This is a genomic window from Methylocystis sp. (assembly GCF_050251305.1).
Lineage (GTDB): Bacteria > Pseudomonadota > Alphaproteobacteria > Rhizobiales > Beijerinckiaceae > Methylocystis.
The window spans coordinates 26,014-52,179 of sequence record NZ_JBFWNB010000006.1; the positions used below are offsets into that span (position 1 = coordinate 26,014).

Consider the following 26,166-nt stretch of genomic DNA (forward strand, 5'->3'; position numbering starts at 1 on the left):
CGCTGGTCCCACGGTGGGGTTTACTTGCCGCACTCCATCGATTTGTTGTCAAGCGGGGCCGCACAGACGGAAGCTGGACGGCGGCGCTCCGGTTTTCGGCGCGGAGCTGGGAAGGATTAGAAATCCAGCTCCGCATAAAAGCGCCCAGGCGTCAGGCCTGGCGCTCGATAGGATAGCAGAGGACGAAACGCCGGACGCGATTTGATGCGCTGATACCAGTGTTTCGCCGCTTCATCCTCGTCCCAAGGCGCGTCGCCGAGATAATCGGCGCAGGAGATGTGTGCGGCCGCAGCGAAATCGGCATAGGTCAAGCGGTCGCCTGCGAGCCAGTTGCGCTCGGTGGTAAGATAGCCGATGTAGCGCATATGATGGCGAATATTGGCGCGCGCCACGCGCAACACGTCCATATCGGGCGCGCCGCCGGGCGGCGCGAAGCGCTTGTAGACCTTCTCCGTCATCAGCCAGTTCGTGACCTCATCGAAAAATTTGAGGTTGAACCAGTCGACGAGCCGACGGGTCTCTATGCGCGCCATCATTTCTTGCGGCAGCAGTCGTTGCGCGCCGCGATCGGCGCCATAGGTCTCGTCGATATATTCGGCGATCAGATTCGCGCCGGGCGCAACGACGCCATTGTCGTCGACGAGCACTGGCGTGCGGCCGGCCGGATCAAGCGCGAGAAATTCGGGTCTGCGGTCGCTCACGCGCTCCTCGACGAGAGTCGCGTCGATTCCGTATTCGGACAGGATAAGCCGGATAAAGCGCGAATGAGGGCAGAGCGGGTGATGGTAAAGCGTGGGCATGAGGCCTTTTCGAGAGCAGCGGAGCGACGATCGCCCCGCGCTTCTGTATGCTGTTCAGGTTAGCGCCGCTAGCCGGCGGATTTGCGGCTTTGATAAGCTCATTGGCGCGCAGCTTTTGTTAGGATATGCCATGATTCGTTCGCTCTTCGCATTTTCGCTCGGCCTGACGCTGCTCGCGGCCGCTGGACACGCCGAGACGGCGAAGGACAGCGTTCCAAATCTGTCAGTGATTGGCGAGGCTTACGAGGATGTCGCGCCTGACGTGGCGATTCTGCGCTTCGGCGTCGTCACCGAACGGCCGTCGGCCGCCGACGCCGCGGCCGAAAACGCGCGTGCGGTGAAGGCTGTTCTTGCGCAACTCGAGAAATTGGGCGTGCCCGAGGCCGACGTGCAGACTCAAAGCATGACGCTCGCGCCGGTCGAGGTCGAACAACGAGATCCGAAGACCGGCAAGTCCAAGACATCGCAAAAGATTTTCCGCGCCCGAAACGACCTCCGCGCCCGCGTGACGCAGATCGACAAGGTCGGCGAAATCGCCGGCGCTTTGATCGACCAGGGAGTCAACAGCTTCGAAGGAATCGATTTCGAAGTGGCGCATCCCGAGCAAAAGCTCGACGCTTTACGGCGCGAGGCGGTCAAGGATGCGGAGCGGCAGGCGAAAATCTACGCCGAGGCCGCCGGGCTCAGGCTGTCCCGCGTGCTGGAAATGCGCCCCCTGGAGAATGTCGGGATGCGTCCGCGCGCCTATGCGGCGACGGCCGCCGGAGCGCCCCCTGTCGGGGAAATTCCCTTACGCTCCGGCCTTGAGCGCCTCTCGGCGCGCGTGAATATCGTCTGGGGACTCTCTCGTTAGGCGTATCTGCCCGTCGAAGCGGCGAAACGTCCCGGCGCTGCTCGCAATTTGATCTGTTTGGTCTGTTTCGCAATGCACAATTGCGCGCTAAGCTACGGTCTGCGACTGGCGTGTCGGGATCAGAAGAGGTCGCGAATGGCTCATGTCATCTTCTATGAAAAACCGGGCTGCGCTGGCAACGCGCTGCAGAAAGACCTCTTGCGCGCCTCGGGACATGAGGTGGATGTGAGGGACATTCTGACCGAGGCGTGGAGTTCGTCGAGTCTGCGGCCTTATTTCGGCGCCAAGCCGGTGCGGGAATGGTTCAACGTCTCGTCGCCGCGCATCAAGTCGGGGGAGATCGATCCCGACAAGGTCACACCGCAGCAGGCGCTGGTGATGATGATCGTCGATCCGCTGCTCATTCGGCGGCCGCTGATGCGCATCGGCGATCATTGCGAAGCGGGTTTCGATACGGACACCATCGACCGCTGGATCGGGCTGAAGCGCACCACTGGGGTCGTCAGCGACGTGTGCGTGCGGTCCATCGCCAACGACGCCTTCTAGCCTGACTGACGAAGCGCCGCTGCTGCAACGCCGGCGCTGCAAATCTCGTCATCATCACCATATCATGAGGAATAACGGCGGCTTGGCCGCGACGGACCCGCGTCGATTGGCGTGACCGCCCGTCGCGCTCGGAGAGCCGCGGAGCAAAGGACGCCCATGCAGCCAACGGCCGAGGCCAATCACTATTGGGCGATTGACGCAGACGTCGCGCTCGACCGCCTGGGTGCGACCCGCCTGGGGTTGAGCCAGGCTGAGGCCGAAAGACGACTTTCCACTTACGGCCCCAATCGTCTTCCGGCCGGCAGACGGCGCAGCGCGCTCCTGCGCTTCGCGCTGCAATTCCATAATGTATTGATCTATGTGCTGCTGGCGTCCGCCGTCGTCACCGCGCTCATGCGGCATTGGATCGACACCGCGGTCATCGTCGCGGTCGTCGTCATCAACGCCATCATCGGCTTCATTCAGGAAGGCAAGGCGGAAAGGGCCATGGAGGCCGTCCGCAACATGCTCTCTTCGCAAGCCACCGTCGTACGCGACGGTCGCCGCGTCGTCATTGACGCGACCGATGTCGCGCCCGGCGACGTCGTCTACGTCCAGTCGGGCGACAGAATTCCGGCCGACATTCGTTTGATCCGAGTCAAGTCCCTGAAAGTGCAGGAATCGGCGCTGACCGGCGAGTCGCTGCCCGTCGACAAGGACCCTGCGCCGGTCGCGGCCGATGCGGCGCTCGGCGATCGTCTCTCGATGGCCTATTCGGGAACCGTCGTGACCTACGGTCAGGCGTCCGGCGTCGTCGTCGCCACGGGCGCGGCGACCGAGATCGGGCGCATCAACGCCATGCTCTCCGAGGTGGAGACGCTTTCGACGCCGCTGTTGCAGCGGATGGACGAATTCGCGCGCTGGCTCACGGTCGTGATCCTGGCCATATGCGCCGCCGTCTTTGCGTTTGGCGCGCTCGTTTGGAATTTTGACGCCGGTGAGATGTTCATGGCGGCCGTCGGCCTCGCCGTTTCGGCGATACCCGAAGGCCTGCCGGCGATCATCACCATCACGCTGGCGATCGGCGTCGAGCGCATGGCGCGGCGCAAGGCGATCATTCGGCAGTTGCCGGCGGTCGAGACGCTCGGCGCGGTCAGCACGATCTGCTCCGACAAAACCGGCACGCTGACGCTCAACGAACTCATCGTGCGCTCGATCGTCACCGCCGGCGGGGCCTATGAGACGACGGGCTCAGGCTATGATCCGCATGGCGGCTTCCTGCACGACGGCAAGGACGTCGTCGTCGGCGACGACGTTCGCCTGGCTGCGGCTTTGCGCCCGGTCGCGCTCTGCAACGACGCCGTGCTCCGGGAGAAGGAAGGCGTCTGGAGGATCGAGGGCGATCCCACCGAAGGCGCTTTGCTCGCCGCCGCGGCGAAAGGCGGCGTCAATCTGGAGGAGTTGGCGCTTGAGCTGCCGCGCACGGATGAAATTCCGTTCGAATCGCAGCACCGCTTCATGGCGACGCTGCATCACGACCATGACGGCGTCGGCTACATCTTCGTCAAAGGCGCGCCCGAACGGCTGCTCGAAATGTGCTTCTGGGAGCAGGGCGCAACAGGAGAGCAGCGCCCGCTCGATTGCGCGTGCTGGCTCGAGCACATCGTCCAAATGGCCACGCGCGGTCAGCGCGTTCTGGCGGTCGCCTCCAAGAAAGCCGGGGAGGGGCAGCAGCAACTGGCGTTCGGCGACGTCGAAAGCGGCCTCGTCTTTGTCGGACTCATCGGTCTGATCGATCCGCCGCGTCCCGAGGCGATCGAAGCCATCCGCAACTGTGCGACCGCCGGCATGTCGGTGAAGATGATCACGGGCGATCACGCCGCGACGGCGACGGCGATCGCCCGCGAACTCGGCCTGCAACGGCCGGAATCAGTGCTCACCGGCCGCGATCTCGACGAGATCGGCGACGAGGATCTCGGCGATGCGGTGAGCGCCACGACCGTGTTCGCGCGCACGAGTCCCGAGCATAAGCTGCGACTCGTCCAGTCGTTGCAGAAGCGCGGCGAGATCGTCGCCATGACCGGCGACGGCGTGAATGACGCGCCCGCATTGAAGCGCGCCGACATCGGCATCGCGATGGGCGTCAAAGGCACCGAAGCGGCCAAAGAGGCGGCGGAAATGGTGCTCGCCGACGATAATTTCGCTTCGATCGTGCATGCGGTGCATGAGGGCCGCGTCGTCTATGAGAATCTGAAGAAGACGATTCTCTACATTCTGCCGACGAACGGCGGCGAAGGCCTCACGGTCATCGCCGCCATCGCCATGGGCGAGACCCTGCCGGTGACGCCGGTGCAGATCCTGTGGATCAATCTCATCACCGCCGTCACTCTGGGTCTTGCGCTCGCGTTCGAGCCGCCGACCAAGGGCGTGATGCTGCGCCCGCCGCGTTCGTCGAGCGAGCCGATCCTGTCGCGCTACTTCATTTGGCGCATCGTTTTTGTGTCGTTGCTGATGCTGATCGCGACCTTCGGCCTCTATGAGTTGGAGAAGGCGCGCGGCATGGGGCTCGACAGCGCGCGAACGGTCGCGGTCAACACGCTCGTGGCCTGCGAAATCGCCTATCTCTTCAACGCGCGTTTTCTTTCCGAATCGTCGCTGTCGCTGAAGGGGCTGTTCGGCAGCCGCGCGGTGCTGATATCCGTCGCCATTGTGATCGCGCTGCAGGCGATGTTCACATATGCGCCGTTCATGCAGACGCTGTTCAACACCGTGCCGCTCGATCCCGAGATCTGGTGGCATATCGCGGGCGCGAGCGTCGTGCTGTTTCTGCTCGTCGAGGTCGAAAAGGCCATATTCCGATCTCCGGCGAGAGCCCCTGCGCCGCGCGGCGCGCCCGCGCCGCAAGCGCCTGCCGCCGCGGCCGTCGTCGCGCCCGGCGACTGGATTCGACCTGTCTTCGCGGGTCTGTTGGGATTGCTGCTGATCGTCGCAAGCGGCGCGTATTATCTTCACACGCGCGCTACGCTAACGCGTGAGGAAACGCCGATCGCGCGCGCGCCGGCCGCCCGGACCGTCGTCGTCAGCGGCGTGATCGCTTCGGCGTCGCAGAGCGAGGTCTTAGCTCCTGCGGCAGGCGTGATCGCGACTCTGGCTTGCGACGTCGGCACCAGAGTGGACAAGGGCGAGACCTGCGCGACGCTCGATCCGCAACCCTTCGACGCGGCGCTGGCGCGCGAGAACGACGCGCTGGCGGCCGCCGAGAAGCAATTGGCGCAGCGCCAAAGCGCCGAGGCGAGGGCGCAGGCGAATCTCGAAAGGCGAAAGGCGCGTTCGGGACGCCGCGCCGCACGGCGCAAGGCGCTGAGAACGGCGCAACGCGTCCTTGCCCGGGCGCAGGCGCGAGTCGAACGCGCCAAGGCCGACGTCGCGCAGCGCAAAGAGGCGGTCGCCAGGGCGCAGACGGACCGCGAACGCGCCACGATCGTCGCGCCGATCACAGGCGTCGTTCTCGAGCGAAAGGCTGCCGTCGGCTCCAGCGTCGACGTCGGCGCGCCGCTCTTCATTGTCGGCGACGCCAAGACCGTCCGCCTTCGCGCCAAGACGGCGGACGAGGCGGCTCGCGCCATCGCGCCGGGCGCGGCCGCCGCGGTGACGAGCGAAGCCCTGCCTGAGCGAAGATTTTCTGGAAAAGTGGTCGAGACGCGTCGGTCGGAGACGGCGAAAGCGGGCGAGTCCGTCGACGTGGTGATCGAGATCGAAAATTCCGGCTTCGATCTTCGGCCGGGGATGCCGGCATCGGCGCAAATCGAAATCGACGAGCGCGAAGCGGGGTTGTCGGGCGAAGAGAGTCGGGAGGGGGATCGTTTCGCACGAAAGGCGAGGGCGCAATAAGGATTGGCGCCTCGCCTCCGTATTCTGCGTTCCGGTTTTTTCGCTGCGCGTTGCGCGCTCATCATCGCGAAAACCGACGCCGGGATCAGTTCGTCGTCAGCAGACCCAGATCCAGCCGCCGGGCGTCCAACGCCAGCACCGGCCTACGCCGTAGGGATACCAGCGGCCGCCCCAGTAGCGCCCACGTCCCCAGCCGCCGCCTCGATGCCAACCGCCGCCGCCGCGATGCCAGCCGCCGCCGCCGCCATGATGCCATCCGCCGCCGCCATGACGCCAGCCGCCGCCGCCGCCGTGACGTCCGCCGCCTCCGCCTCCGCCATGTCCGCCCCCGTGGTGGCCTCCGCCGCCATGTCCACCGCCGCCATGTCCACCGCCGCCGCGTCCTGCGAGAACAGTCGATGGAAGCGCCAGGGCGCCGAGCAATGCAAGAAATATCGCTGCTTTTCGAAGCATATCTTCCTACCTTTCGAATCGTGAGCGCAGCGCAGCGCGCTGCTGGTTCGCGGTCGGGTGGAAAAAGGGTACCTACGTCACTTGGCCTGGACGGCAATGACCCAATGCCTTTTTTATTTCAATCGGATCCGTTTGCGGCGCCAAAAATCTGCGCCGTAAGTCTCGATAAAAGGAGGCTTTGCTGGTGGGCCGGGCAGGACTCGAACCTGCAACCAGACCGTTATGAGCGGCCGGCTCTAACCATTGAGCTACCGGCCCCGAGACGGGGAGGCCCCTCCTATACCGCAACCCGAGCACGCGCAATATCGCGCGCTGCGCCATGCGCTTGTCATGCGCCGCGTCGCCCTTGTAAGCCTTCTCCATGAACGAGCATGAGGCGCGCGCGGCGATCGTCGAGGCCGCGCAGGAGATGGAGCGGCTGGGTCTCAACCATGGCTCGGCGGGCAATCTGTCGGCGCGGGTCGGCGACCAGGCGCTCGTCACGCCGAGCGGCGTTCCAAGCCGCGAGCTCTCGCCTGAGGCGATCGCGCGGATGCCGCTTGCGGGCGATGGCGCCTTCGACGGCCCGCTGCCGCCTTCGAGCGAATGGCGATTCCATCTCGACATCTATCGCGCCCGTCCGGATGTGAACGCCGTCGCCCATATGCATTCGCCCTATGCGACGACGCTCGCCACCCTGCGGCGCGACATTCCGGCCGTTCATTACATGATCGCGGCGTTCGGCGGCCCAAATGTGCGTTGCGTCGATTATGCGCCCTATGGCACGGCGGAATTGTCGCGGCTCGTCGTCGCCGGCCTCAAAGATCGCGACGGCGTGCTCCTCGCCAATCACGGCGCCATCGTCACTGGCGCAACGATGCGCAGAACCATGTGGCGGGCCGTCGAGCTCGAAGCGCTTGCGCAGGTCTTCTATCTGGGCGCGCTCGCCGGCCAACCTGTCGTGCTGTCCGACGACGAGATCATGCGAACGGTGGAGCGCTTCAAGACTTACGGCACGCGCGAGACGGCGTGAGTTCGCCATCCGAGCCGAAGCCGAAGCAGCCAAACTCCGACACGCGATATCTGGATTGCTTCGTCGCTGCGCGCCTCGCAATGACGGCGCTCAGTTCGCCGGTAACGACATTTAGCTAGCAAGCTCCGGGAACAGTCCCTTCAGCCCGTCTTCCGTGGCGGCGCAGACGCCGCGCTCGGTGATCAGACCGGTGACGAAGCGCGCCGGCGTTACGTCGAAGGCGAAATTGCGCGCCGGCGAACCATTCGGCGTCAGCTGAATTTCGATCGGCGCGCCGTCAGCGTTGCGTCCGTTGATATGAGTCACTTCGCGCGCGCTGCGCTCTTCAATCGGAATGTCACGAACGCCGTCCGCGATGCGCCAGTCGACGGTGGAGGAGGGGAGCGCGACATAGAACGGCACGTCATTGTCATGCGCGGCCAGCGCCTTGAGATAAGTGCCGATCTTATTGCATACGTCGCCGGCGCGCGTGGTGCGATCGCTGCCGACGATGACGAGATCGACGAGCCCATGCTGCATCAGATGGCCGCCGGCGTTGTCGGCGACGACCGTATGCGGAATCTCTTCGCCGAGCAGTTCGAAGGCCGTGAGGCTCGCCCCCTGGTTTCGCGGGCGCGTCTCGTCGACCCAGACATGAATCGGCGCGCCCTCGCGCGCCGCCGCGTAGATCGGCGCCAGCGCCGTGCCCCAATCGACGGTGGCGAGCCAGCCGGCGTTGCAATGGGTGAGAATGTTGATCGGGCCGTCGCCGCGCCGCGCGCGATGGATGAGTTCGGCCCCGGAGCGTCCGATCGCCTCGCATGCGGCGACGTCTTCTTCCGCGATCGTCGCGGCCTCCGCATAGGCGCGGTCGGCGCGTTCCGCGACCGGCGTCGCGAGAAGCAGCATGCGCATCCGATCGAGCGCCCAGCGCAGATTGACCGCCGTCGGCCGCGTCGCGAGGAGCAGGGCATAGGCGCTTTCGATCGCCGCGTCGCCAGGATCGCGCCAAACGGCGAGCGCCATGCCATAGGCGCCGGTCACGCCGATCAGCGGCGCGCCGCGCACCGTCATGTCGCGGATCGCCGCAGCGGCGTCTTCGCAACGCGCGAGCGTTTTCGTCTCGAAGCGATGCGGCAGGCCGGTCTGATCGATGACATGGACTCGCCTTCCATCGGAGTCGCGCCAGATCGTTCGATAACTGCGGCCGTTGATTTTCATGTTGCTCGATTCTTGCTTGCAGAAAGGTCGCGCTTGGATGACGTCGCGGTTCGCGCCATGTTAGAGGGCGTCGCGACGCCATGCTAGAAGGCTCGAAAACGCGGCGACTCCGCTGGACACATGGCGCAAAGTTTTTCGGTTCGATACGCCGAATCGCTCGAATCCGTCGAGGCTGACGCCTGGGACGCCTGCGCGAATCCGCCTGACGCGTCGGACTCGGTCGGCGAGCGACACAATCCGTTCGTGGCGCACGCCTTCCTGCGCGCGCTTGAAGCGTCGAAATCGGTCGGCGCGCGCGCCGGCTGGTCGCCGGCGCATACGCTCGTCGAGGATTCGCGCGGGCGTCTCGTCGCCTGTGCGCCGGCCTATATCAAGACGCATAGTCTCGGCGAATATGTGTTCGATCAAAACTGGGCGCAGGCCTATGAGCTGGCGGGCGGCCGCTACTATCCGAAGATCCAGGTCGCGGCGCCCTTCACGCCGGTGACGGGCCGTCGCCTGCTGGTCGCGCAGGATGCGCCGGAAGGCGCGCGCGACGCGCTGATCCTCGGCTTGCAGGGATTGCGCAAGGCGAGCGGCGCGTCCTCCATTCACGTCACCTTCTGCACCGAGGAGGAAAGCGTCGCGCTGAGCGACGCGGGGTTCATCTCTCGCGCCGGAGAACAATTTCACTTCGTGAATGAGGGCTATGCCGACTTCGACGATTTTCTGTCGCGACTCACGGCGCGCAAGCGCAAGTCGATCAAGCGCGAGCGGCGCGAAGCGCTCGGCGATGATCTCAAGATCGATCTGCTCACGGGAAGCGACATTCGTCCCGCGCACTGGGACTCGTTCTTCGAGTTCTACATGGACACAGGCGCGCGCAAATGGGGCCATCCTTATCTGACCCGCGCCTTCTTCGACGAGGTCGGCGCGCGGATGGCGGATCGCATCCTGCTGGTGATGGCGCGCCGCGGCGCCCGGCACATCGCCGGGGCGATCAATTTTCTCGGCGACGACGCGATCTACGGACGCAATTGGGGCGCTTTGGAGCCGCTGCCGTTTCTCCATTTCGAAGTCTGCTACTACCAGGCGATCGAATTTGCGATCCGCCGCGGCTACAAGCGGGTCGAGGCCGGGGCGCAGGGCGAGCACAAGATCGCGCGCGGCTATCGGCCGACGATCACCCATTCGGCCCACCACTTCGCCGACGCGCGTCTCGGCCAGGCGGTTTCGGACTTTTTGACGCGCGAACGCGCGGCGGTGGCGGAATGGGCCTCCGAACATGCGGCGGAGCTGCCCTACAAGACCGAGCCGGGGGGCTGAATTTATCGCGCCTGTGTCTCCGCCGCACTTGTGCCCTGGCCTGAAACTTGTAAGTCCAGAGCCGTTTGGCGCGAACCGGCTGCGGGATCAGATGACCTATTGTTGCGGCATTCTCGTGCGCGATGGACTGGTGATGATCGCCGACACGCGCACGAACGCCGGGCTCGACAACATTTCGACCTTCCGCAAGCTGTATCTGTACGAGCGGCCGGGCGAGCGCGTGCTGATGCTCGCCGCCTCGGGCAATCTTTCGGTGACCCAAAGCGTCGTCAATCTGGTCACCGACGGGATCGAGGATCACGAGAGCGGGGTCTTCGAAAGCGTCATGAACGCGCCCAATATGCTGCACGCGGCGCAGCTTGTCGGGCGCGCGGTGCGGATTTCGCGCGCGCAGGTGGGCAGCGCCGAGGGCGAGCCCGCGGCGCAGGGCGTCAACTTCGACGTGTCCCTGCTGCTCGGCGGCCAGATCGCCGGCGGGCCGCTCCGTCTCTTCATGATCTACACCGCCGGCAACAGCATCGAATGCACGCCGGACACCAATTATCTGCAGATCGGCGAACATAAATACGGCAAGCCGATCCTCGACCGCGCCGTGAACTTTGACACCGACATCTACGACGCGCTGAAGATCGGGCTCATCTCGATGGATTCGACCATCCGCTCGAATCTGTCGGTCGGCATGCCGATCGATATCGCGCTCCTGCGGCGCGACGCGTTGCAGATCGAAGTCGCGACGCGGATCGGCGTGAACGACCACTATTTCAACGACCTGCGGGAAAGCTGGTCGCAGGCGCTGCGCGAGGCGCATATGGCGATCCCCAAGCCGCCCTACACCGGCCGCGACGCGTGACGACCGTTGCGCCGGCCGACGCCGCGGCGATCGCAAGCGCCGCGGCGATCCTGCGCGAGGGCGGGCTGGTCGCTTTCCCGACCGAGACGGTCTATGGGCTGGGCGCCGACGCGACGCAGGCATGGGCCGTCGCCCGCATTTACGACGCCAAGGACCGCCCGTCCTTTAATCCGCTGATCGCGCATGTCGCCGATCTCGACGCCGCGCGCCGCGAGGCGGCGCTCCCCGACGCCGCGCTGCGCCTTGCCGTGGCGTTCTGGCCCGGGCCGCTGACGATCGTCGCGCCCGCCGCGTCGGGCGGATCGGTCTGCGATCTCGCCCGCGCCGGCCTGCCGAGCGTCGCCGTTCGGGCGCCCGCGCACCCTGTCGCGCAGGCGCTGCTCGCGGCGCTCGGCCGGCCGATCGCCGCGCCCTCCGCCAATCGTTCAGGCCATGTGAGCCCGGTGACGGCCGCGCATGTCGCCGAAGACCTCTCGGGCAGGGTCGACATGATTTTGGACGGCGGACGCACCCCTGCCGGACTGGAGTCGACGATCGTGTCCTTCTGCGACGCCGCGCCGGTTCTGCTGCGCCCCGGCGCGGTCGCGCGGGATGCGATCGAGAACATTCTCGGCGCAAGGCTTGCCGCGCCTGCGCAGGCGGAGATTCTCGCGCCAGGCATGACGCCCTCGCATTACGCGCCCGCCGCGCGGCTGCGGCTGGAGGCGCATGAACTCGAGGAAGGGGAAGCGGCGCTCGATTTCGGGGGTCGGCTCGCCGCGCGCGCCAGGCCGGGCGCTTTCGTGCTGGACCTTTCGCCGTCCGGCGATCTCGTCGAGGCGGCGGCCAATCTTTTCGCGCATTTGCGGGAATTCGACGCGCGCCGCATCGCCAATGTCGCCGTGGCGCATGTGCCGGAGCGGGGGTTGGGCGAGGCGATCAACGACCGGCTGCGGCGCGCCAGCGCGCCGAGGTTCGATTAGGCCGCGAGCGCCGTCGGCGTCGCCGCCCGCAGGCAGAAGTCCTGCGTCACCGGCGCCGGCTGACCCTTGACATAGGGACACTCGTAGCCGCGCGCGGCGAAGTCGCCCGCGCCGACCGAGCACATTTCCACCGCGAGGCGCGTCAGCCGGTTCAGCACCGGCTCGCGCACCCAGGAAAAGCGCGGCGCATCGGGCGCGACGGCCTGCATCGCCGCTTTGCGAGCGATGTTGTTCTCATAGCTCATGCGCGCCTGCCAGCCGGCCTGCGGCTCCTGCCAGTCGTTGACGACGATCACCGGCCCGCGCAGCACGCGCGCGTCGCGCTCGGTGCGTTCGATCAGCGCCATCTCGCCGCGCCTGACGCCGGCAAGGGTGAAGAGCGTCGGTCGGGCCAGCGGCGCGCTGGCGATGCAATCGACCGCCTCTTCGAAATCGGCGCAATTTTCAAAGGCGTAACGCAGCAGATGGTCCGGCGGCCAGCCGCCTTCGGTGGCGAAGGCGTCGCGCAGATTGAGCGCGGCGTCATAGGCGAAACCGATCGCGCCCTGCGTGCGCCGCTTCATCGGCGCCTGATTGATCGCGGCGCAGAAACGCCCCGGCGCCATGGCGCTGAGCACGCCGACCGCGCCGGGCCAGGTAGCGTTGTAGAACTCCCCGGCAGGCCCGGACTGCCAGGCGATTTCGACGCCCTTGCCCAGGCCCTGAAACGGCCAGTCGAGCGTCCGGCGCAGGCGCGGCATCCCATGTTCGTCCTCATAGGCCTGGGTCGTGCAGGCGAAGAGATAGGACATGTTCAGCGTCATTGCCCCGGGAAAGCCGAGAATGGCGACGATGCGCTCAAGCTCCGCCCGATAGGCGGAAGCTGAGCGTTTGAGCCAGTTTGACGCGATCCGATCGATCGGCGGGAGGCACACGCGGCCCATTGGCGCGACCACGCCCAGGCAGGCCTTGCGCAGCGCGGCCGCGGCGTCGATCCGCGCCTGCGCATGGGCGATCGGGCCGCCGTCGCGCACATCGAGGAAAGGAATCGCGTTCATCGTCGTCCTGCTGTCAGAAAAGCGTCATGCAACAGATATGGATTTCACATCCGACTGTCACAATACAGTAAAAATTTAGGGGCGCGCGCCGCATCGTAAAGATGGCGGGCGGCCGCGCCGCCGAATCGGGTAAAACGCGCTGAGGACACTGCTTGCTGGTCGGGAAACGCATGTCGGACGCTGTCGCCGTCGCTTTTGGCGCATTGAAGTTTCACGCGGCCGCTTTGGCGCGAACGCGAACGCTCGATCTCTTTGCCGAGGATGCGGCGCGCTTCGAGAATTTCAGCGTCAAGCTTGACGAGCTTCTCTTCGACTTTTCGAAGCATAAAGTGACGCGCGAGACGATCGCGCTGCTCGTTTCCCTGGCGCAGGCGCGCGACCTCGAAGCGCGGCGCGTGGCGCTCTTCTCCGGCGACCCCGTCAACAACACCGAGAGGCGCGCGGCCATGCATATGGCGCTGCGCGATCTCTCCAGTCGCCCGCTTCTTGTCGGCGGCGAAAATATGCGGCCGCTGATCGAAGCTGAGCGCGAGAAGGTTTTCGCCTTCGCGCGCGCCATTCGCTCAGGCGATGCGCGCGGCGCAACCGGCGCGCCCTTCAGCGACGTCGTCAACATCGGGATCGGCGGTTCCGACCTCGGTCCGGCGATGGCGTCGCGCGCGCTCTCGCCCTATCGCGGCGAGGGGCCGCATATGCATTTCGTCGCCAATGTCGACGGCGCCGATCTCGCGGACACGCTGCGCAATCTCGACTTGGCGCGCACGCTGTTCATCATCTCGTCGAAGACGTTCACGACGCAGGAGACGATGGCGAACGCAAGAAGCGCGCGCGCGCGCGTCGTCGCTAGCCTCGGCGAAACGGCGGTCAAGGCGCATTTCGCCGCCGTCTCGACGCGGCTCGACAAGGTCGCCGAATTCGGCGTCGATCCCGCGCGCGTCTTCGGGTTCTGGGATTGGGTCGGCGGCCGCTATTCGCTGTGGTCGTCGATCGGCCTGGCGCTCGCCATCGCCGTGGGGCCGGAGCATTTCCTGCGGTTTCTGCAGGGCGGCCACGACGTCGACAGGCATTTCTGCGACGCGCCGCTCGAACGAAACATCCCGGCGCTGATGGGACTGCTCGGCGTCTGGCACCGGAACGTCATGGGCTGCGGCGCGCATGCGGTCATCCCCTATGATCAACGGCTCGCACGGTTTCCCGCCTATCTGCAGCAGCTCGACATGGAGTCGAACGGCAAGTCGGTGACGCGCGCCGGCGCGCCGGTCGATTACGAAACCGGTCCGGTGATCTTCGGCGAGCCGGGCACCAACGGGCAGCACGCGTTCTTTCAGCTTCTGCATCAGGGAACGGATGTCGTTCCGATCGACTTCCTGGTTGCGGCGGAGCCAACCGCCGCCGACGAACGTCATCACGAGTTGTTGTTCGCCAATTGCCTGGCGCAGGCCGAAGCCTTCATGCGCGGTCGAACGCTAGAAGAAGCGAAAGCGCAATTGCGCGGGCAGGGGCTGAGCGAAGCAGAGGTGGAGCGGCTTGCGCCGCATAAGACCTTTTCCGGCGATCGCCCGTCGAGCGTGCTGCTCTATCGCCAACTCAATCCGCGCACGCTCGGACGCCTCGTCGCGCTCTATGAGCACAAGGTCTTCGTTCAGTCGGTGATCTGGGACATCAATCCTTTCGACCAATGGGGCGTGGAGCTCGGCAAGGAGCTGGCGAACCGGCTGGCGCCGATCGTCGAGAACAAGGACGAATCGACGCAGGGACTGGACGGCTCGACCGCGGGCCTGATCGCGTGGCGACGGGCGCACTAAGCAGGCTTCGTTCCGCGATGTGGGGCAACTCGCTCGGGCCCCTTTTCTGAATTGCCGATCAGGCCTTCGGCCCACCCAGAATGAGATCGCGGCCGTTGACCGTGCGAGGGTGTCATTCCCAATGCGCGCGACGCGCGCGATCGGGGATCCAGATCGCAGGCATCAGACCGCCTGCGCGACGAGAATGCTCGCAAGAGCGGGCAATGGATTGCGCGCGAGTCGGAATTTGCCGAATCCCGCGTCGCGCAGCAACGCCTCGATCTCTTCAACGCGGCGCGGCTCGCCGCGCCCCATCGCCAGCGTGTAGAAGCCGTAATAGGCGTCGAGCGGTTCGGCGCCTTTGACGCCGGACATGCCTTCGATGATCAGCAGCGTCGCGCCGGGCGCCAGCGCCTTGCGCACATTGCGCAGCAGCTTGAGCGCGGACGCGTCGTCATGGTCATGCACGATGCGGATCAGCGTCGCGATGTCCGCGCCTTCCGGAAGCGGATCATTGAGGAAGTCGCCGCCGTAAATGTCGGTTCGCGCAAGCAGGCCCGCCGCGTCGAGCCGTTCTCTTGCGCGCGCGGCCACGGCGGGAAGATCGAACAAGGCAAGCCGCAGCTGCGGCGCGCGGTCTGCGGCGGCAGCGAGAAACACGCCTTCGCCGCCGCCGACGTCGAGGAGGCGGCGGCCGCGCGACAGGTCGTAGGCGTCGAGCGCCTGCTGCGCGACCATCGGCTGAGTCGCGGCCATGAACGCGCTATAGGGGCCGACCTGTTGCGCCGAAAGCGTTTTCGGCGAATCGCCGTCCGAATAGGGCCAATAGTCGGCGAGCGCGCCGCGTTTTTCCTGGCGCAGCAGCGCGACCGGATCGATGAGATCGGCGTAAAGCAGCGGCTGATGTTCGACGACCCTGAGCGCCTGAGGATTGCCGGCGAAGGCGGCGCCGAGCAGGCCCAGCCCGTATCTGCCGCCGCTGCGCCGCTCGGCGAGGTCGAGCGAAGACGCCGCGTCCAGCAGGCGCCGCGTCGCGGGTTCGGACAGCGAGAGCTTCGTCGCGAGCGCGTCGACGGGTAGCGGTCCCCCGCGCAACAGGTCGAAGAGCTTCAGTTGCGCGCAGGCGACGAGAACCTGCGAATAGACGAAGCCGGCGGCGAGATCGAGCCCGGCGCGCGCGCCGCGACGCGCCAAGGGGCGCGTGACGGGGTTGTTCAGCGCCCAGCGCTGAAATCGGGGGTCGGCGACGAGCCTGTCGCGCACATTGCGCCAGCGCTCGCGCCAGCGGTCGAGAAAGGTCAAGGGGGCCTCACGGGTGCGGCCCTCGCCATAACACGCGGCCGCGACATTCGTCGCATGGCGGGAGCAGCGTTGCAGGAGGAGCGTTGCGGGGCGGCGGCCCTTCCTGTAGAAAAGCTGCGCGCCTGCGCCCGTAGCTCAGCTGGATAGAGCGTTGCCCTCCGAAGGCAAAGGTCACATGTTCGAATCATGTCGGGCGCGCCATGTCGCACTAACACGAAAATCCCGCCGTTTGGGCGAGAAATTGCTGCGCGTCCTCGCAGCTCATTGGCGCCAGCAAGATCAAAAGGCTTCTTTCAAGCGCTCGAAACTGGCTTTCGCCGGCGCCGAGCCACGAGGGACCCTTTGCATGCGCTTCAGCGCCTGCTGAGATGCCTGCCCGTCGGGCTCGTGGCTGGGAATGACTTGGAATCTCGAAAGAAGAATTTTCGTGCCGCCGAGAATTGAAGAGCTGCCGAGTGCTCAAACGCAAAAGTCTGTTTCCTTTGCTGACCAAGATCCGGGTTTCACGTTTATTGGCAGCTTGGCGGCCGCCGTAAGCCAACTTTCGCTCGGCGTAGGCCGATTCTGGCTTCTGTCGAAGCTGCGCCGCTATTTGTGGTCAAATACCAAAATTCTCGGCGATCCGCTGGTCTATGACGGCGACGCGCGGGTGGCGCTACTGCAATTCGCCGCCGGCGCCGTCCCGTTGGCGGGAATTGGTTTCGTATTTTCTCGACTTGAGTCGGCTTTTGTGGGCGAATACGCGGACTACTTCGTTTTGACGGCAGCAATATTCGCGTTTGCCTATTGGCGTGCGATGAAATTCGCCGATTGGCGCTATCGCTTGAACCACACGCTCTGGCGTGGCCGCCGCTTCAGCGCGGACGGGTCGGTTGTCGCGTATTTCCTGCGCGCTCTTGCGTGGGGAGCTGCGAGCGCTGTCTCGCTTGGGCTCGGCTGGCCGTCGGCGCAGGCCGCGCTCACTCGATATATGCTGAGGCATACTTTTTACGGTTCGCAGGGTTTCGATTTCGATGGGAGCAGCACCGTCCTGGTGGGCCGTGGAATTCTATTGTTGCCCGCGTGGCTTTGGTCCAGAATTCTGTTGATTGTTAGCATTCCGGGAATTTGGGTGTGCAACAGATATTTGAATGAAAACATGCAGAACATGATTGCTGACGAATCAACAGGGAGCGCCGCCGACTCTGCTGGGCGTTCTATGATGGCTTACAGTCTCATTGTTATTGTCTTGCTCCCCGTCGTCGCCTTCGCCTATCCGAGATTCGTAGCGCTCACCTGGAAATGGCGGCTCGAGGGGGTTCGGTTTGGCGACGCCTATGTGACGTCGAGCCTTGAACGATCGTCGTTCATGGGAATCTATTTCGTCTTCTACGCGTTCGTCGCCGTTTTCGTTTTATTGACGCTTCTAACGCTGTCGAGTTTGGAATGGCAGTTCGCGGACGAACCGATTCATATCGTCGCGGTCTCTTATTATTGCGCAATCGGCGCGGATGCCGTCTGGAATTGGTTGTTCGAACCGCGCTTCTGGGCGGTCATCGTCGGCTCACTAACATTGCACGATTCGACTGCGCTGATTTCGAATATGGCCGAAATTCACGTCGGCTCAGAAATCGAAGTGAAGTTAATGACAGCTCCTGAGTTCGACGTGTCTGTTTGAAATCTCAGGTCAAAGATGACAACGCCACGAAGCTTGCAATTTCGGGCATAAGCGCTAACTGATACCTATCGAATTTCGGCCGAACGATCTTGCTTGCGCTGCCTTGGCGCGTCGGCTTCTGACTTCCTCTCCAGAACTTCGATCCACAGGCGCTTTGCAATCGTGCACAGCGCAGTCAGCTTGTTCTCGAAAGGACATGTGATGCAGACCGGCACTGTAAAATGGTTCAACGGCCAAAAAGGGTTCGGCTTCATTCAGCCGGAGTCCGGCGGCCCGGACGTCTTCGTCCACATCAGCGCGGTTGAGCGCGCCGGGCTGCTCGGCCTCGCTGAAGGCCAGAGGCTGACCTACGAAATCGCGGTCGATCGGCGCAGCGGCAAGTCGTCGGCCGACAAGCTGCAAATCGCCGACTAAGGGTCGCCGACGAATCAACCTTTCGCCCCTGACGATCCTCCGCGTTTGCGATCGATGCGTCAGGGGCGGGACGCTCTCTCCGGAGGAGCAAGACAGCGCGGCATCAGACGTCGGACGCGATTCACGCAGAACGTTCGCCCGACAGCCCTGGGAGAAGGACGATGAACGCGAAGGACTATAGAACCGAAGCGGTCCTCTTTTTCTGCAAGGCGACGCATTCGAAATATAAGTCGCTAAGTTTTCGCCGCTTTCCGAACGCCTCGCAGGCGATTCGCTACGCGGTCGAAGAGCTTTCCCCCAAAGCCCTGGCCAGTTGCTCGCTGGAAGTCGATGAGCAGCATTTTTTTGGCCGGGAGATTCGTCCCCTCTATGACAGCGCCGATTACCCGTTACGACGCAGGTCCGAACAAGGCCGCGTCCGTCGCGCGTCAAGGACAGGCTGAAGCATCCGACTGACTGCAGCGGGGCGATTCAGCGCGGTTGCGCCGCGTTCAGATCGCGCCATTCGGTCAAACGGCAAAATTTTCGGTGATCCGCTGATCGGCGCGCCTCGCTCCTGCGCAGAGAACGCCCTATCTGGGGCCTTTTAGGGCGCGATCAGGCGAAAAGCCTGAGCGCAAGCGAGGATCTGGAAATGGCCAGGAGAGGAAGAACGGCCAGGACTCACGCCAGGACGTCTGACGGACTCGTCCGCTCTACGGCGTCCATCGCCTTCGCCGGCGTCGGCGCGGCGCTTACGGCGGGTCTGGGCGTCGCCGCGGCGGGGCTTTCCGTGGGTTTCACATGCGCCCTCGCAGGCGCTATCGGCGGCGCGCTGTTGGGCGCGTGGATGGATCGCCGCTAGGCGATCCTCGGCCTTGGACATTGGCGCCGTGCGTTTCTCTCCCGGGGATGAGCCATTGCGTGAATGCGGGCCGCGCCGCTCGGGCGCGGTCGGCGTGTGCGCCAATGCACATTCGTCTGTCGGCGTCAGCGGTAACGTCTCCTTAACGAACACAGGAGGACGTCATGTCGAAATTCACCAGCGCCATCGTCGGAGCGATCGTCGGGTCAGCCATTTTCTTCGGAGTCGGCATCGGCTTGGCGCATGCCCATACGACGCCGCAACAGACGCAGTCTGTCTTCTATGTCGAAGAGCCGTGATCTGCCGCGTCAGGCGTTGGCGCGCAAGCGCGCGCCGAAGTCTTCCGCTTACCGGACGGCGGTCTCACGCTCCGGCGACCAACGCCGGAACAGCAGACGGTCGATGGAGATCGCGCCGGCCCCCCGGGCGATCAGCACGATGAGAATCGCCGCCCAATAGGCGTGAACCGTCCACCATGCATCGGGATAGACGAAGATCTGAATGACGAGAGTCATCATCAGAAGCCCAAACGCCGACAGGCGTGTGAAAAGCCCGATCAACAGCAGCGCCGGCAGTACGAATTCGAGCGCGCTCGCCACATAGGCGGCGACCGTCGGCGAAATGAGCGGAACCTTATATTCATCGGCGAACAGCGCGAATGTCGCGCTGCGCACCGCGGTCGGAATTTGAAACGTCAGATCGACGCCGAGGAATTCGCCGCCGATGGTCGGCCCGTCGATCTTGGTCTGACCGGAGACGAAGAACGGATGCGCCGCGACGATCCGCAGAAACAGCGCGATCAAAGAATAAGGGATCGCTTCTGCCCAGGCCGTCATCATTCTTACGATGTTCATAACGGTTCAAGCTCCACCAATGATTGTCGCGGCGCAAATATTCCTGCGCGTTTAACGCGCGGCGCTGACGGTCACGAAGGCTTCCGATACAATAAGCTCGCGCAGGCAGCCGGTCAGGTCGAAATCCGCGGCGATTCCCGTCGCCACAGCCATCGCCGCGCCGAACGTCTTTCCTTCCTGAAGCGCACTGACGAAAGCCGATCCGCCGGCGGGCAGAATCGTCACTCTGATCTCCAGCGCGGGACGGACGACGAGCGCCTCCTCGCCGTCGTCCAGATTCAGCGGGTTCCTCTCGTCGTCCGACAGATGCGCTTTCCAGATCGAAATGATCGGATATCGCGATGCAAGGACATAGGCGGACGGATGCAGCGTCGCGGTCGCGCGCGCGAGTCGCTCAGGCTGAAGCGCCCGGAGTTTTTCCATGGGCAGCGGCGCGGCGTCAGCGGCGTGAAAGGACTGGCCGACGGCATATTCGAGCCGTGCGACGTCGCCAAGATAGGGAAGCTGGCGCGCGGGCTCAAAGGTCGAGACGAATGTGGCAAACTCGTCGCCATATTCGAAAAGGATCGGCGAGCACGGCAGGAATCTGCGCACATAGTGTCTGGCCATGGCGCGGAAGAATTCGTCTCCGACCAATTGCCGGCAAACTGGAAAGCGTTCCGCCAGCGCATCGACCAGTCCGACGCAGATATTGTTGCGATAGACGGCGAAGCGTCGCGCCGGCGAAACGCCGTCACGCCCTTCAAGATCGTCCGGCGGCGGCGACTCGGGATCGAGCAGCGCCCGGACGAACGCGCCTGAATCGAAGTCAGCCGAGGTCGGCATGAAGCGCCTCTGATGTAGGCCTCTCTATACGGGCGCGCGAAGTCGCCGCGAGAAATGACGCGGCGCGCGCGGCCTGCGCCAAAAGCTGCGGCCAGCGCGGAACGTCATTGTCCCATTCGATCAGGGTCGCGACCGGCCCGCGCCGCGCCAGGGCGCGTTCATAGAGGCGCCAGATCGAGTCCTGGACGGGCGCGCAATGCGCGTCGATCAGCAGTGGATCGCCGACCTTGTCGACGTCTTCGGCATATCCGGCGAGGTGAATCTCTTCGACATATGACATCGGAAATGCGTCAATGTAATCGCTGGGGGAGAAGCCGAGGTTCGTCGCGCTGACAAACACATTGGTCACGTCGAGCAGCAGGCGGCAGTCCGTGCGGCGGACGATCTCGCGCAAGAATGCGATCTCCGAATAATCCGAGGATCGGAATCGAAGATAGGCTGCGGGATTTTCAAGAAGGATTGGCCTGCCAAGCGCGTCCTGGACCTCGTTCACATGGTCCACGACATGCGCCAAGGTCGTCGCATTGTAGGGCAGGGGCAGCAGGTCGTTGAAAAATCTTCCCTCCTGCGTCGACCAGGCGAGATGCTCCGAGAAGGCCGCCGGGGCGTAGCGTTCGACAAGCGTCGTCACGCGGCGCAGATGCTCGCGATCGAGCGGCGCGGCGCCGCCGATCGAAAGCCCGACGCCATGGATCGACAGAGGAAAATCCCGGCGCAACCGGCTGAGCTGCGCGTGTTGCGGGCCCCCCGCGACCATGAAATTTTCAGCGTGAATCTCAAAGAAGCCGACGTCGGGCGCCGAGGTCTCGATGTCGGCGAAATGCGCGCTCTTAAACCCGACCCCCGCGCGAGAAGGCAGCGAGGACGCGGCGCGTCCGCAGCTTTGCGGGAGGGAGGCGCCCGGTCCCATGTCGCGATCAGTGGGAGATCGGTTCGAGGCTGCCCTTGCCCTTGGGCGTCACGATGGACGTGCATGTGCCCTTCGGAACATATTTCCATGCGTCGCCTTGATAGTCCGCCTTCGACGTTCCCGCGCAGCTCGTTCCCGGTCCCGCCGCGCAATCATTCTTGCCTTTCAAGGAGACGCCGAAGCATTTCTCCAGATCGGCTGCGGCTTTCGCGGTTTCCGCCAGCGTCATGGCCGTCGCGAAAGCGCCGGCGATTGCGAAAGCGGCGCAAAGCTTCTTGTCTGACATTTTGGTCTCCCTCTGCTTCGGTCCGATTTAAAAATCTGCGATTGGGCGGATGCCGGACGGGAGCGCCTGTCGAGGCTCGCCGTCTCACGTTCAATTTCGTTGCGGCGGCGTCAAAGGTTACAGTCCAAGCGTTCGGAGGCCGAGGGGCGCGTTCGGCGGATGGCGCGCCGACCCGCGATCGATTAGAACTGGCGCAGTGAGATTGCGCCGATTGGGCGAAGAGTCGGCTTCAGCTCGGGGAGCGGCGCGGCCAAGCCACGCGGATTCGCAGCGGACATGGGCGAATTGAGCGACAGGTCGAACGATCGGGAAGGCCGCTGGCGCGCGCTGATGGCGTCGGCCCAGGACGGCGACCACGCCGCCTATGGCGCGCTATTGACCGATCTCTTTCCCGTCCTGCGCCGCTTCGTCCAGCGAAGATGGCCAAATGCGCAGGATACGGAAGACGTGGTTCAGGAAATCTTGGCGTCGATTCACACCGTGCGCCAGACCTATGATCGTCGGCGTCCGTTCACGCCCTGGCTGATGACCATCGCCGCGCGCCGAGTCGCGGATGCGCAGCGGAGTCGTTACGCGCGCGGCGCCAATGAAACGACGGTCGACGTATTGCCTGAAACTTTTGACGGCGACGGCGCGAAATCCGAACAGGAGGCGAGGGATGATCAGGAGGCGCTTCGCAGAGCGATGGCGATCCTGCCGCATGGTCAGCGTCAGGCGATTGAACTGATTAAGATCCAGGGTCTTACGCTGGACGAAGCGTCCCAGGTCACAGGGAAGAGCGTCGGTTCGCTCAAAGTCGGAATTCATAGAGCCATAAAGGCGATGCGGCAGGCGCTGGAGCGGAATGGCTAGGCGAATGTTGAACGAAGATCTGATCCGGGCGTTGACCGAGAATTGCGCGCCGATACGGCCGCTCGCGCATCCTGCGTTGCGGGCGCTCGGCTGGTTTGCGGTTTCGCTGTGCTACGTCGCGGCCGTGGTGGCGATGATGGGGCTCAGACCCGACATTCTCGCCAAGATCGCCGACCCGCGATTTGCGACTGAGGTCGGCGCAGCGTTTCTGACGAGCTTGGTGGCGGCGGCGGGCGCGTTCAGCGCTGGGTGTCCGGCGCGCCCGATCTGGGAACGTTTCGCCGCCGGATTGTTCTGTTTGATCTGGGCGGGCGCGCTTGTGGTGGGCTGTTGGCGCGACATCGCCGCCTTTGGCCTGTCCGGCCTGCTGTCGCATTCGGACGTCTACTGCCTGCCGACGATCCTCGCCATGAGCATACCAGCGGCGATCCTTATTCTTTCCATGGTCAAGCGCGGCGCGCCCATCGCGCCTTTCGTGACCATCGGTCTTGCGGCGCTCGCGTCGACGGCCCTGGCGGCCGCGGCGCTGCGTCTCTCCTTCAGACAGGACGCGGCCGTCTCCGTCTGTATCTGGCAGTTCGGCTCGGTCGTCCTGCTGACCGGACTCGCATCGCTTTTCGGGCGGGTCCTGCTGCACTGGACGCTCCGCGATGAATTGATCGCGTCTTTTCAAGGCCATCGTCGCTAAGCGTCGCTTGACGTCGTGGCTCACGAGAACGCGCGGCGCGGACGGACGGAGACAACGCGTCCGCCCGCGCCGCTTGACTCACATGTCCGTGACCGTGCCGCCCTTCGCCTCGCAAGCCTTCGCCGATTTTGCGGGCGTCCACCCCTGACCCTTGCAGGAGTTCATGCCTTTACAGGCGTTGTTCGCCGTCTTGCACGCGCTTGTGCCCTTGCATGAATTGATTCCGCTGCAATGAACCGACTTGCTCATTTTCTTGGCGAGCGCCGGCGACGTCGTCCCGCCGCTCAGCGCCAAGGCGATCGCCGCAGCGGCAATCGAAGCGCCCGAAACGATTTTGACATTCATTTTCATCTCCTTGCAATTCCGCTCGCATGCCGAGCGGTCCGGGCTCCTGGAGAGCCTGCGGACCCTATTCGCGGCGGTGGCCAACAAGGTTACAGCGCCATCCCTGGGCATGGATGCGCGGTGGCGTCCGCCACGCGCCGACGCTAGGCCTCGTCGCAGGCGCGCATTCGGAAGCGCTGTGCGCCCGCCGTCAAAAAAATAGTCGCCAAAAAACTCTGTTGCGCTGCGGACTTGTTCGATTGAGGTCACGCATGAACAAACGGGCAATAAAGAAGAAGAAAGACAGGCATATACTTTGCTGCGACAACTGATCAAAATCCAAGAGCGGCTTTGATCGCGGAGTTCGTGAATTTGGAGACGACGTTCGTCCCACCGCTGACCGACTTTTTGCGCCGCTGCCATGACGAGTTCGTTCGCGACGATTCAGGCGCGGTCGCCGATTACATTCCGGAGTTGACCCGGGTAGACCCGAGATTTTTCGGCGTCAGCCTCGCAACGATCGACGGCTATGTCTATGAAGTCGGCGACAGCGGAGCGCCGTTCACGATCCAGTCGATTTCCAAGGCGTTTGTATTCGCTCTCGCCCTGGAGACGCTCGGCCACGAGCGCGTCGAGTCGATCATTGGCGTCGAGCCCAGTGGCGAGGCGTTCAATTCGATCCGATTGACGGGCGACAACAAGCCGTTCAATCCCATGGTCAACGCTGGCGCGATCGCCTGTTCAGGCTTGATCCGCCACCACGCAGGCGACGGCGCTTTCGACCTTATTCATCGCATGCTGGGGCGCTTCGCCGGACGCGAACTGGATATCGACGAGGCGGTCTTCGCCTCGGAGCGCGCGACGGGCGACAGGAATCGCGCGATCGCCTGGCTGCTGCGCAATTATTCGGTGCTTCGGGACGACGTCGATGCGGTTCTCGACGTCTATTTTCGACAATGCGCCGTTCTCGTCACGGCGCGCGATCTCGCCGTGATGTCGGCGACGCTCGCCAACAGCGGACGCAATCCGCTCACGGGCGAGCAGATCATTTCCCCTTATGTCGTCGCACGCACGCTTTCGGTCATGACGAGCTCGGGCATGTACGACTATGCGGGCGAGTGGATTTATCGCGTTGGAATTCCGGCGAAGAGCGGAGTCGGAGGCGGAATCATCGCCTCTCTGCCGGCGCAATTGGGACTCGGCACCTTTTCTCCCCGGCTCGACAGTCACGGCAACAGCGTGCGCGGGTTAAAGGTCTGCGAGGCGCTGTCGGCGCATTTCGGTTTGCATGTGCTGAACCGCAGCGACGACGTGCGCAGCTGCGTCATCAGCGACTACAACGCCGGCGGCGTTTCTTCGCGGCGTAACCGACGGAACTTCGAGCTCAAAATTCTTCAAGAGCATGCGAGCGACATTCGCATTCTTGAGCTCGTCGGCGCGCTCTCATTCGCCGCGATGGACTATGTCTCGCGCAGGTTGGCTGGTGAAGGACGTCCGGCCGAACTGTTGATCTTGGATTTTCGACGCGTTCCAGGCATGACCACCGCTGCTGCGCGACTCCTCCGCGACGCGTTCGCAGGCCTCGCCGACAGCGGCAAGAAAATCATCGTCGCCGGATTTGAAAAGGGCTCGCCGCTGGGTGAGGCGATCCTGGCGGAGACTGTGGCGTCGCCGAAGCTCCATCATTTCCCGCTGCTCGACGATGCGATCGAATGGGCCGAAGACCAGGTGATCTATCGTTTCGGCGGCTTCGAGGGCCTCGCCAAGACGACCCATCTCAGCGAGCAAGCGTTGCTTGCGGGGCTGAGCCCGGATGAGGTCGACCACATTGCGGCGATTGGGTTCGCGCGGTCGTTTAAGACGGGCGAGCGGATCATCGCCGCCGGCGATCCGGCCGCCTCGTTGTTCTTTCTGCTCAGCGGCATGGTCAGCGTCAAGCTGCGCAGCGGCGCGCGCCTTGCATCCTTCTCGCCCGGAATGGCGTTCGGCGAGATGGCGCTCATCGAACGCGAGCGCAGCGCAGATGTCTGGGCCGACACGGCGGTCCAATGCCTCGAACTGCCGCTGGCCGCCTATGCGACATTCCGCACGAGCCATCCGGAAAGCGGAGAGCTCATCATGAGAAATCTTGCAACGCTATTGGCGAAACGTCTGGTGCTTGCGAACGCCAAAGTGGATTTGCTCAGCGCCTATTGACTGTTTTGGCGCAGCGACTGTCACGAAGTGGGCGATGAGGCGAATCCGGCAGACAATGCCGCGTTCCTGGGCGCCGTGCGCTCGAGCGCCACGGTGGCGGCGTCATGCGCTGCGAATACGCAAAGCCGTCATATTCCGGGCCGGAGCGCGTCGTATAGAATAAAGGCGGCCGCAGACGCGCTTGAGAAGCTGCGGCGCGGTCGTGTGGCGCTTCGACGAATGTCGCCCATGCCGCGGGGGAATAAGCAAAAGCGGCAGGCCTAGGCGTTTCAAGGCGTCATTTGCGTTCTCACGACGCAGCCCTTACGTCGTGCTCAGTTGATGCGCCGGTCAAGAACGCCA

The 26,166-nt window shown here is 64.2% G+C and carries 26 protein-coding genes and 2 tRNA genes; 17 read left to right on the forward strand and 11 right to left on the reverse strand.

Annotated elements, in window-relative coordinates:
* Positions 1 to 116: 116 nt before the first annotated feature.
* Entirely contained in the window at positions 117 to 800 is a 684-nt protein-coding gene (locus AB7F41_RS03530) for a glutathione S-transferase family protein (RefSeq protein ID WP_428381616.1), read from the reverse strand.
* A 130-nt stretch (positions 801 to 930) separates the two neighbouring features.
* On the opposite strand from AB7F41_RS03530, the gene AB7F41_RS03535 reads away from it, so the two are divergent.
* The 3 genes from AB7F41_RS03535 to AB7F41_RS03545 all read left to right on the forward strand — a co-directional run bounded on the left by AB7F41_RS03535 (position 931) and on the right by AB7F41_RS03545 (position 6,069).
* Positions 931 to 1,653 (forward strand): SIMPL domain-containing protein, encoded by a 723-nt coding sequence (locus AB7F41_RS03535; RefSeq protein WP_428381618.1) that lies wholly within the window; start codon positions 931 to 933, stop codon positions 1,651 to 1,653.
* A gap of 135 nt (positions 1,654 to 1,788) precedes the next feature.
* Positions 1,789 to 2,199, forward strand: coding sequence for an ArsC/Spx/MgsR family protein (locus AB7F41_RS03540; protein WP_428381620.1), 411 nt, complete (start codon positions 1,789 to 1,791; stop codon positions 2,197 to 2,199).
* 156 nt (positions 2,200 to 2,355) lie between these two features.
* The gene (locus tag AB7F41_RS03545) at positions 2,356 to 6,069 is read left to right on the forward strand and encodes an HAD-IC family P-type ATPase (RefSeq protein WP_428381621.1); all 3,714 of its coding nucleotides are present in this window, start codon (positions 2,356 to 2,358) and stop codon (positions 6,067 to 6,069) included.
* Between the two features lie 96 nt (positions 6,070 to 6,165).
* On the opposite strand, the gene AB7F41_RS03550 is transcribed toward AB7F41_RS03545, so the two are convergent.
* Positions 6,166 to 6,522 (reverse strand): hypothetical protein, encoded by a 357-nt coding sequence (locus AB7F41_RS03550; protein ID WP_428381622.1) that lies wholly within the window; start codon positions 6,520 to 6,522, stop codon positions 6,166 to 6,168.
* A gap of 182 nt (positions 6,523 to 6,704) precedes the next feature.
* Positions 6,705 to 6,780, reverse strand: a tRNA-Ile gene (locus AB7F41_RS03555).
* Between the two features lie 103 nt (positions 6,781 to 6,883).
* On the opposite strand from AB7F41_RS03555, the gene AB7F41_RS03560 reads away from it, so the two are divergent.
* Positions 6,884 to 7,534 carry a class II aldolase/adducin family protein gene (locus AB7F41_RS03560; protein WP_428381624.1) on the forward strand — a complete coding sequence of 217 codons (651 nt, stop codon included), beginning with the start codon at positions 6,884 to 6,886 and terminating at the stop codon, positions 7,532 to 7,534.
* 111 nt (positions 7,535 to 7,645) lie between these two features.
* Here AB7F41_RS03560 and mtnA read toward each other — a convergent pair whose 3' ends face one another.
* Positions 7,646 to 8,734 carry an S-methyl-5-thioribose-1-phosphate isomerase gene (gene mtnA, locus AB7F41_RS03565; RefSeq protein ID WP_428381626.1) on the reverse strand — a complete coding sequence of 363 codons (1,089 nt, stop codon included), beginning with the start codon at positions 8,732 to 8,734 and terminating at the stop codon, positions 7,646 to 7,648.
* 120 nt (positions 8,735 to 8,854) lie between these two features.
* Here mtnA and AB7F41_RS03570 point away from each other — a divergent pair, with 120 nt between their 5' ends.
* The 3 genes from AB7F41_RS03570 (at position 8,855) to AB7F41_RS03580 (ending at position 11,851) form a co-directional block, all read left to right on the forward strand.
* Positions 8,855 to 10,039 carry a GNAT family N-acetyltransferase gene (locus AB7F41_RS03570; protein ID WP_428381628.1) on the forward strand — a complete coding sequence of 395 codons (1,185 nt, stop codon included), beginning with the start codon at positions 8,855 to 8,857 and terminating at the stop codon, positions 10,037 to 10,039.
* Positions 10,040 to 10,130: 91 nt separating this feature from the next.
* Positions 10,131 to 10,889, forward strand: a complete 759-nt coding sequence (locus AB7F41_RS03575) for a peptidase (protein WP_428381630.1) — start codon at positions 10,131 to 10,133, stop codon at positions 10,887 to 10,889.
* Positions 10,886 to 11,851, forward strand: a complete 966-nt coding sequence (locus AB7F41_RS03580; RefSeq protein ID WP_428381632.1) for an L-threonylcarbamoyladenylate synthase — start codon at positions 10,886 to 10,888, stop codon at positions 11,849 to 11,851. The genes AB7F41_RS03575 and AB7F41_RS03580 overlap by 4 nt, the downstream gene beginning before the upstream one ends.
* Here the strand turns inward: AB7F41_RS03580 and AB7F41_RS03585 are convergent.
* A complete protein-coding gene (locus AB7F41_RS03585) occupies positions 11,848 to 12,888 on the reverse strand; it encodes a hypothetical protein (protein ID WP_428381634.1) in 1,041 nt (346 codons plus the stop codon). The two genes, AB7F41_RS03580 and AB7F41_RS03585, sit on opposite strands and share 4 nt — an antisense overlap.
* Before the next feature lie 170 nt (positions 12,889 to 13,058).
* Here AB7F41_RS03585 and pgi point away from each other — a divergent pair, with 170 nt between their 5' ends.
* Positions 13,059 to 14,693: a glucose-6-phosphate isomerase gene (pgi, locus tag AB7F41_RS03590; protein ID WP_428381635.1), complete on the forward strand. Its 1,635-nt coding sequence runs from the start codon at positions 13,059 to 13,061 to the stop codon at positions 14,691 to 14,693.
* Between the two features lie 162 nt (positions 14,694 to 14,855).
* Here the strand turns inward: pgi and AB7F41_RS03595 are convergent, their stop codons facing one another.
* Entirely contained in the window at positions 14,856 to 15,974 is a 1,119-nt protein-coding gene (locus AB7F41_RS03595; RefSeq protein ID WP_428381637.1) for a methyltransferase, read from the reverse strand.
* Positions 15,975 to 16,098: 124 nt separating this feature from the next.
* Here AB7F41_RS03595 and AB7F41_RS03600 point away from each other — a divergent pair.
* The 6 genes from AB7F41_RS03600 (at position 16,099) to AB7F41_RS03625 (ending at position 19,188) form a co-directional block, all read left to right on the forward strand.
* Positions 16,099 to 16,175: transfer RNA gene (locus AB7F41_RS03600), tRNA-Arg, on the forward strand.
* A 196-nt stretch (positions 16,176 to 16,371) separates the two neighbouring features.
* Positions 16,372 to 17,631 (forward strand): DUF898 family protein, encoded by a 1,260-nt coding sequence (locus tag AB7F41_RS03605; protein WP_428381639.1) that lies wholly within the window; start codon positions 16,372 to 16,374, stop codon positions 17,629 to 17,631.
* A gap of 201 nt (positions 17,632 to 17,832) precedes the next feature.
* A complete protein-coding gene (locus AB7F41_RS03610) occupies positions 17,833 to 18,045 on the forward strand; it encodes a cold-shock protein (RefSeq protein ID WP_428381641.1) in 213 nt (70 codons plus the stop codon).
* 161 nt (positions 18,046 to 18,206) lie between these two features.
* Positions 18,207 to 18,488: a hypothetical protein gene (locus AB7F41_RS03615; protein ID WP_428381642.1), complete on the forward strand. Its 282-nt coding sequence runs from the start codon at positions 18,207 to 18,209 to the stop codon at positions 18,486 to 18,488.
* A gap of 191 nt (positions 18,489 to 18,679) precedes the next feature.
* Positions 18,680 to 18,889 carry a hypothetical protein gene (locus tag AB7F41_RS03620; protein WP_428381643.1) on the forward strand — a complete coding sequence of 70 codons (210 nt, stop codon included), beginning with the start codon at positions 18,680 to 18,682 and terminating at the stop codon, positions 18,887 to 18,889.
* Between the two features lie 164 nt (positions 18,890 to 19,053).
* The gene (locus AB7F41_RS03625; RefSeq protein WP_428381645.1) at positions 19,054 to 19,188 is read left to right on the forward strand and encodes a hypothetical protein; all 135 of its coding nucleotides are present in this window, start codon (positions 19,054 to 19,056) and stop codon (positions 19,186 to 19,188) included.
* Positions 19,189 to 19,236: 48 nt separating this feature from the next.
* Here AB7F41_RS03625 and AB7F41_RS03630 read toward each other — a convergent pair whose 3' ends face one another.
* The 4 genes from AB7F41_RS03630 to AB7F41_RS03645 are packed head-to-tail and all read right to left on the reverse strand — an operon-like array spanning position 19,237 to position 21,764.
* Entirely contained in the window at positions 19,237 to 19,743 is a 507-nt protein-coding gene (locus AB7F41_RS03630; RefSeq protein ID WP_428381647.1) for a DoxX family protein, read from the reverse strand.
* A 51-nt stretch (positions 19,744 to 19,794) separates the two neighbouring features.
* Positions 19,795 to 20,568: a DNA-binding domain-containing protein gene (locus AB7F41_RS03635; protein ID WP_428381649.1), complete on the reverse strand. Its 774-nt coding sequence runs from the start codon at positions 20,566 to 20,568 to the stop codon at positions 19,795 to 19,797.
* Positions 20,552 to 21,478, reverse strand: coding sequence for a DUF692 domain-containing protein (locus AB7F41_RS03640; protein ID WP_428381651.1), 927 nt, complete (start codon positions 21,476 to 21,478; stop codon positions 20,552 to 20,554). Before AB7F41_RS03640 ends, AB7F41_RS03635 begins: the two co-directional genes overlap by 17 nt.
* A gap of 7 nt (positions 21,479 to 21,485) precedes the next feature.
* Positions 21,486 to 21,764, reverse strand: a complete 279-nt coding sequence (locus AB7F41_RS03645; protein WP_428381653.1) for a DUF2282 domain-containing protein — start codon at positions 21,762 to 21,764, stop codon at positions 21,486 to 21,488.
* Between the two features lie 276 nt (positions 21,765 to 22,040).
* Between AB7F41_RS03645 and AB7F41_RS03650 the strand changes: the two genes are divergently transcribed.
* Both AB7F41_RS03650 and AB7F41_RS03655 read left to right on the forward strand, forming a co-directional pair.
* The gene (locus AB7F41_RS03650) at positions 22,041 to 22,616 is read left to right on the forward strand and encodes an RNA polymerase sigma factor (RefSeq protein ID WP_428381655.1); all 576 of its coding nucleotides are present in this window, start codon (positions 22,041 to 22,043) and stop codon (positions 22,614 to 22,616) included.
* A gap of 4 nt (positions 22,617 to 22,620) precedes the next feature.
* Positions 22,621 to 23,304, forward strand: a complete 684-nt coding sequence (locus AB7F41_RS03655; RefSeq protein WP_428381656.1) for an NrsF family protein — start codon at positions 22,621 to 22,623, stop codon at positions 23,302 to 23,304.
* Positions 23,305 to 23,382: 78 nt separating this feature from the next.
* On the opposite strand, the gene AB7F41_RS03660 is transcribed toward AB7F41_RS03655, so the two are convergent.
* Positions 23,383 to 23,649, reverse strand: coding sequence for a hypothetical protein (locus AB7F41_RS03660; RefSeq protein WP_428381658.1), 267 nt, complete (start codon positions 23,647 to 23,649; stop codon positions 23,383 to 23,385).
* 330 nt (positions 23,650 to 23,979) lie between these two features.
* Between AB7F41_RS03660 and glsA the strand changes: the two genes are divergently transcribed.
* A complete protein-coding gene (gene glsA / locus AB7F41_RS03665) occupies positions 23,980 to 25,824 on the forward strand; it encodes a glutaminase A (protein ID WP_428381660.1) in 1,845 nt (614 codons plus the stop codon).
* The last annotated feature ends 342 nt before the right edge of the window (positions 25,825 to 26,166 follow it).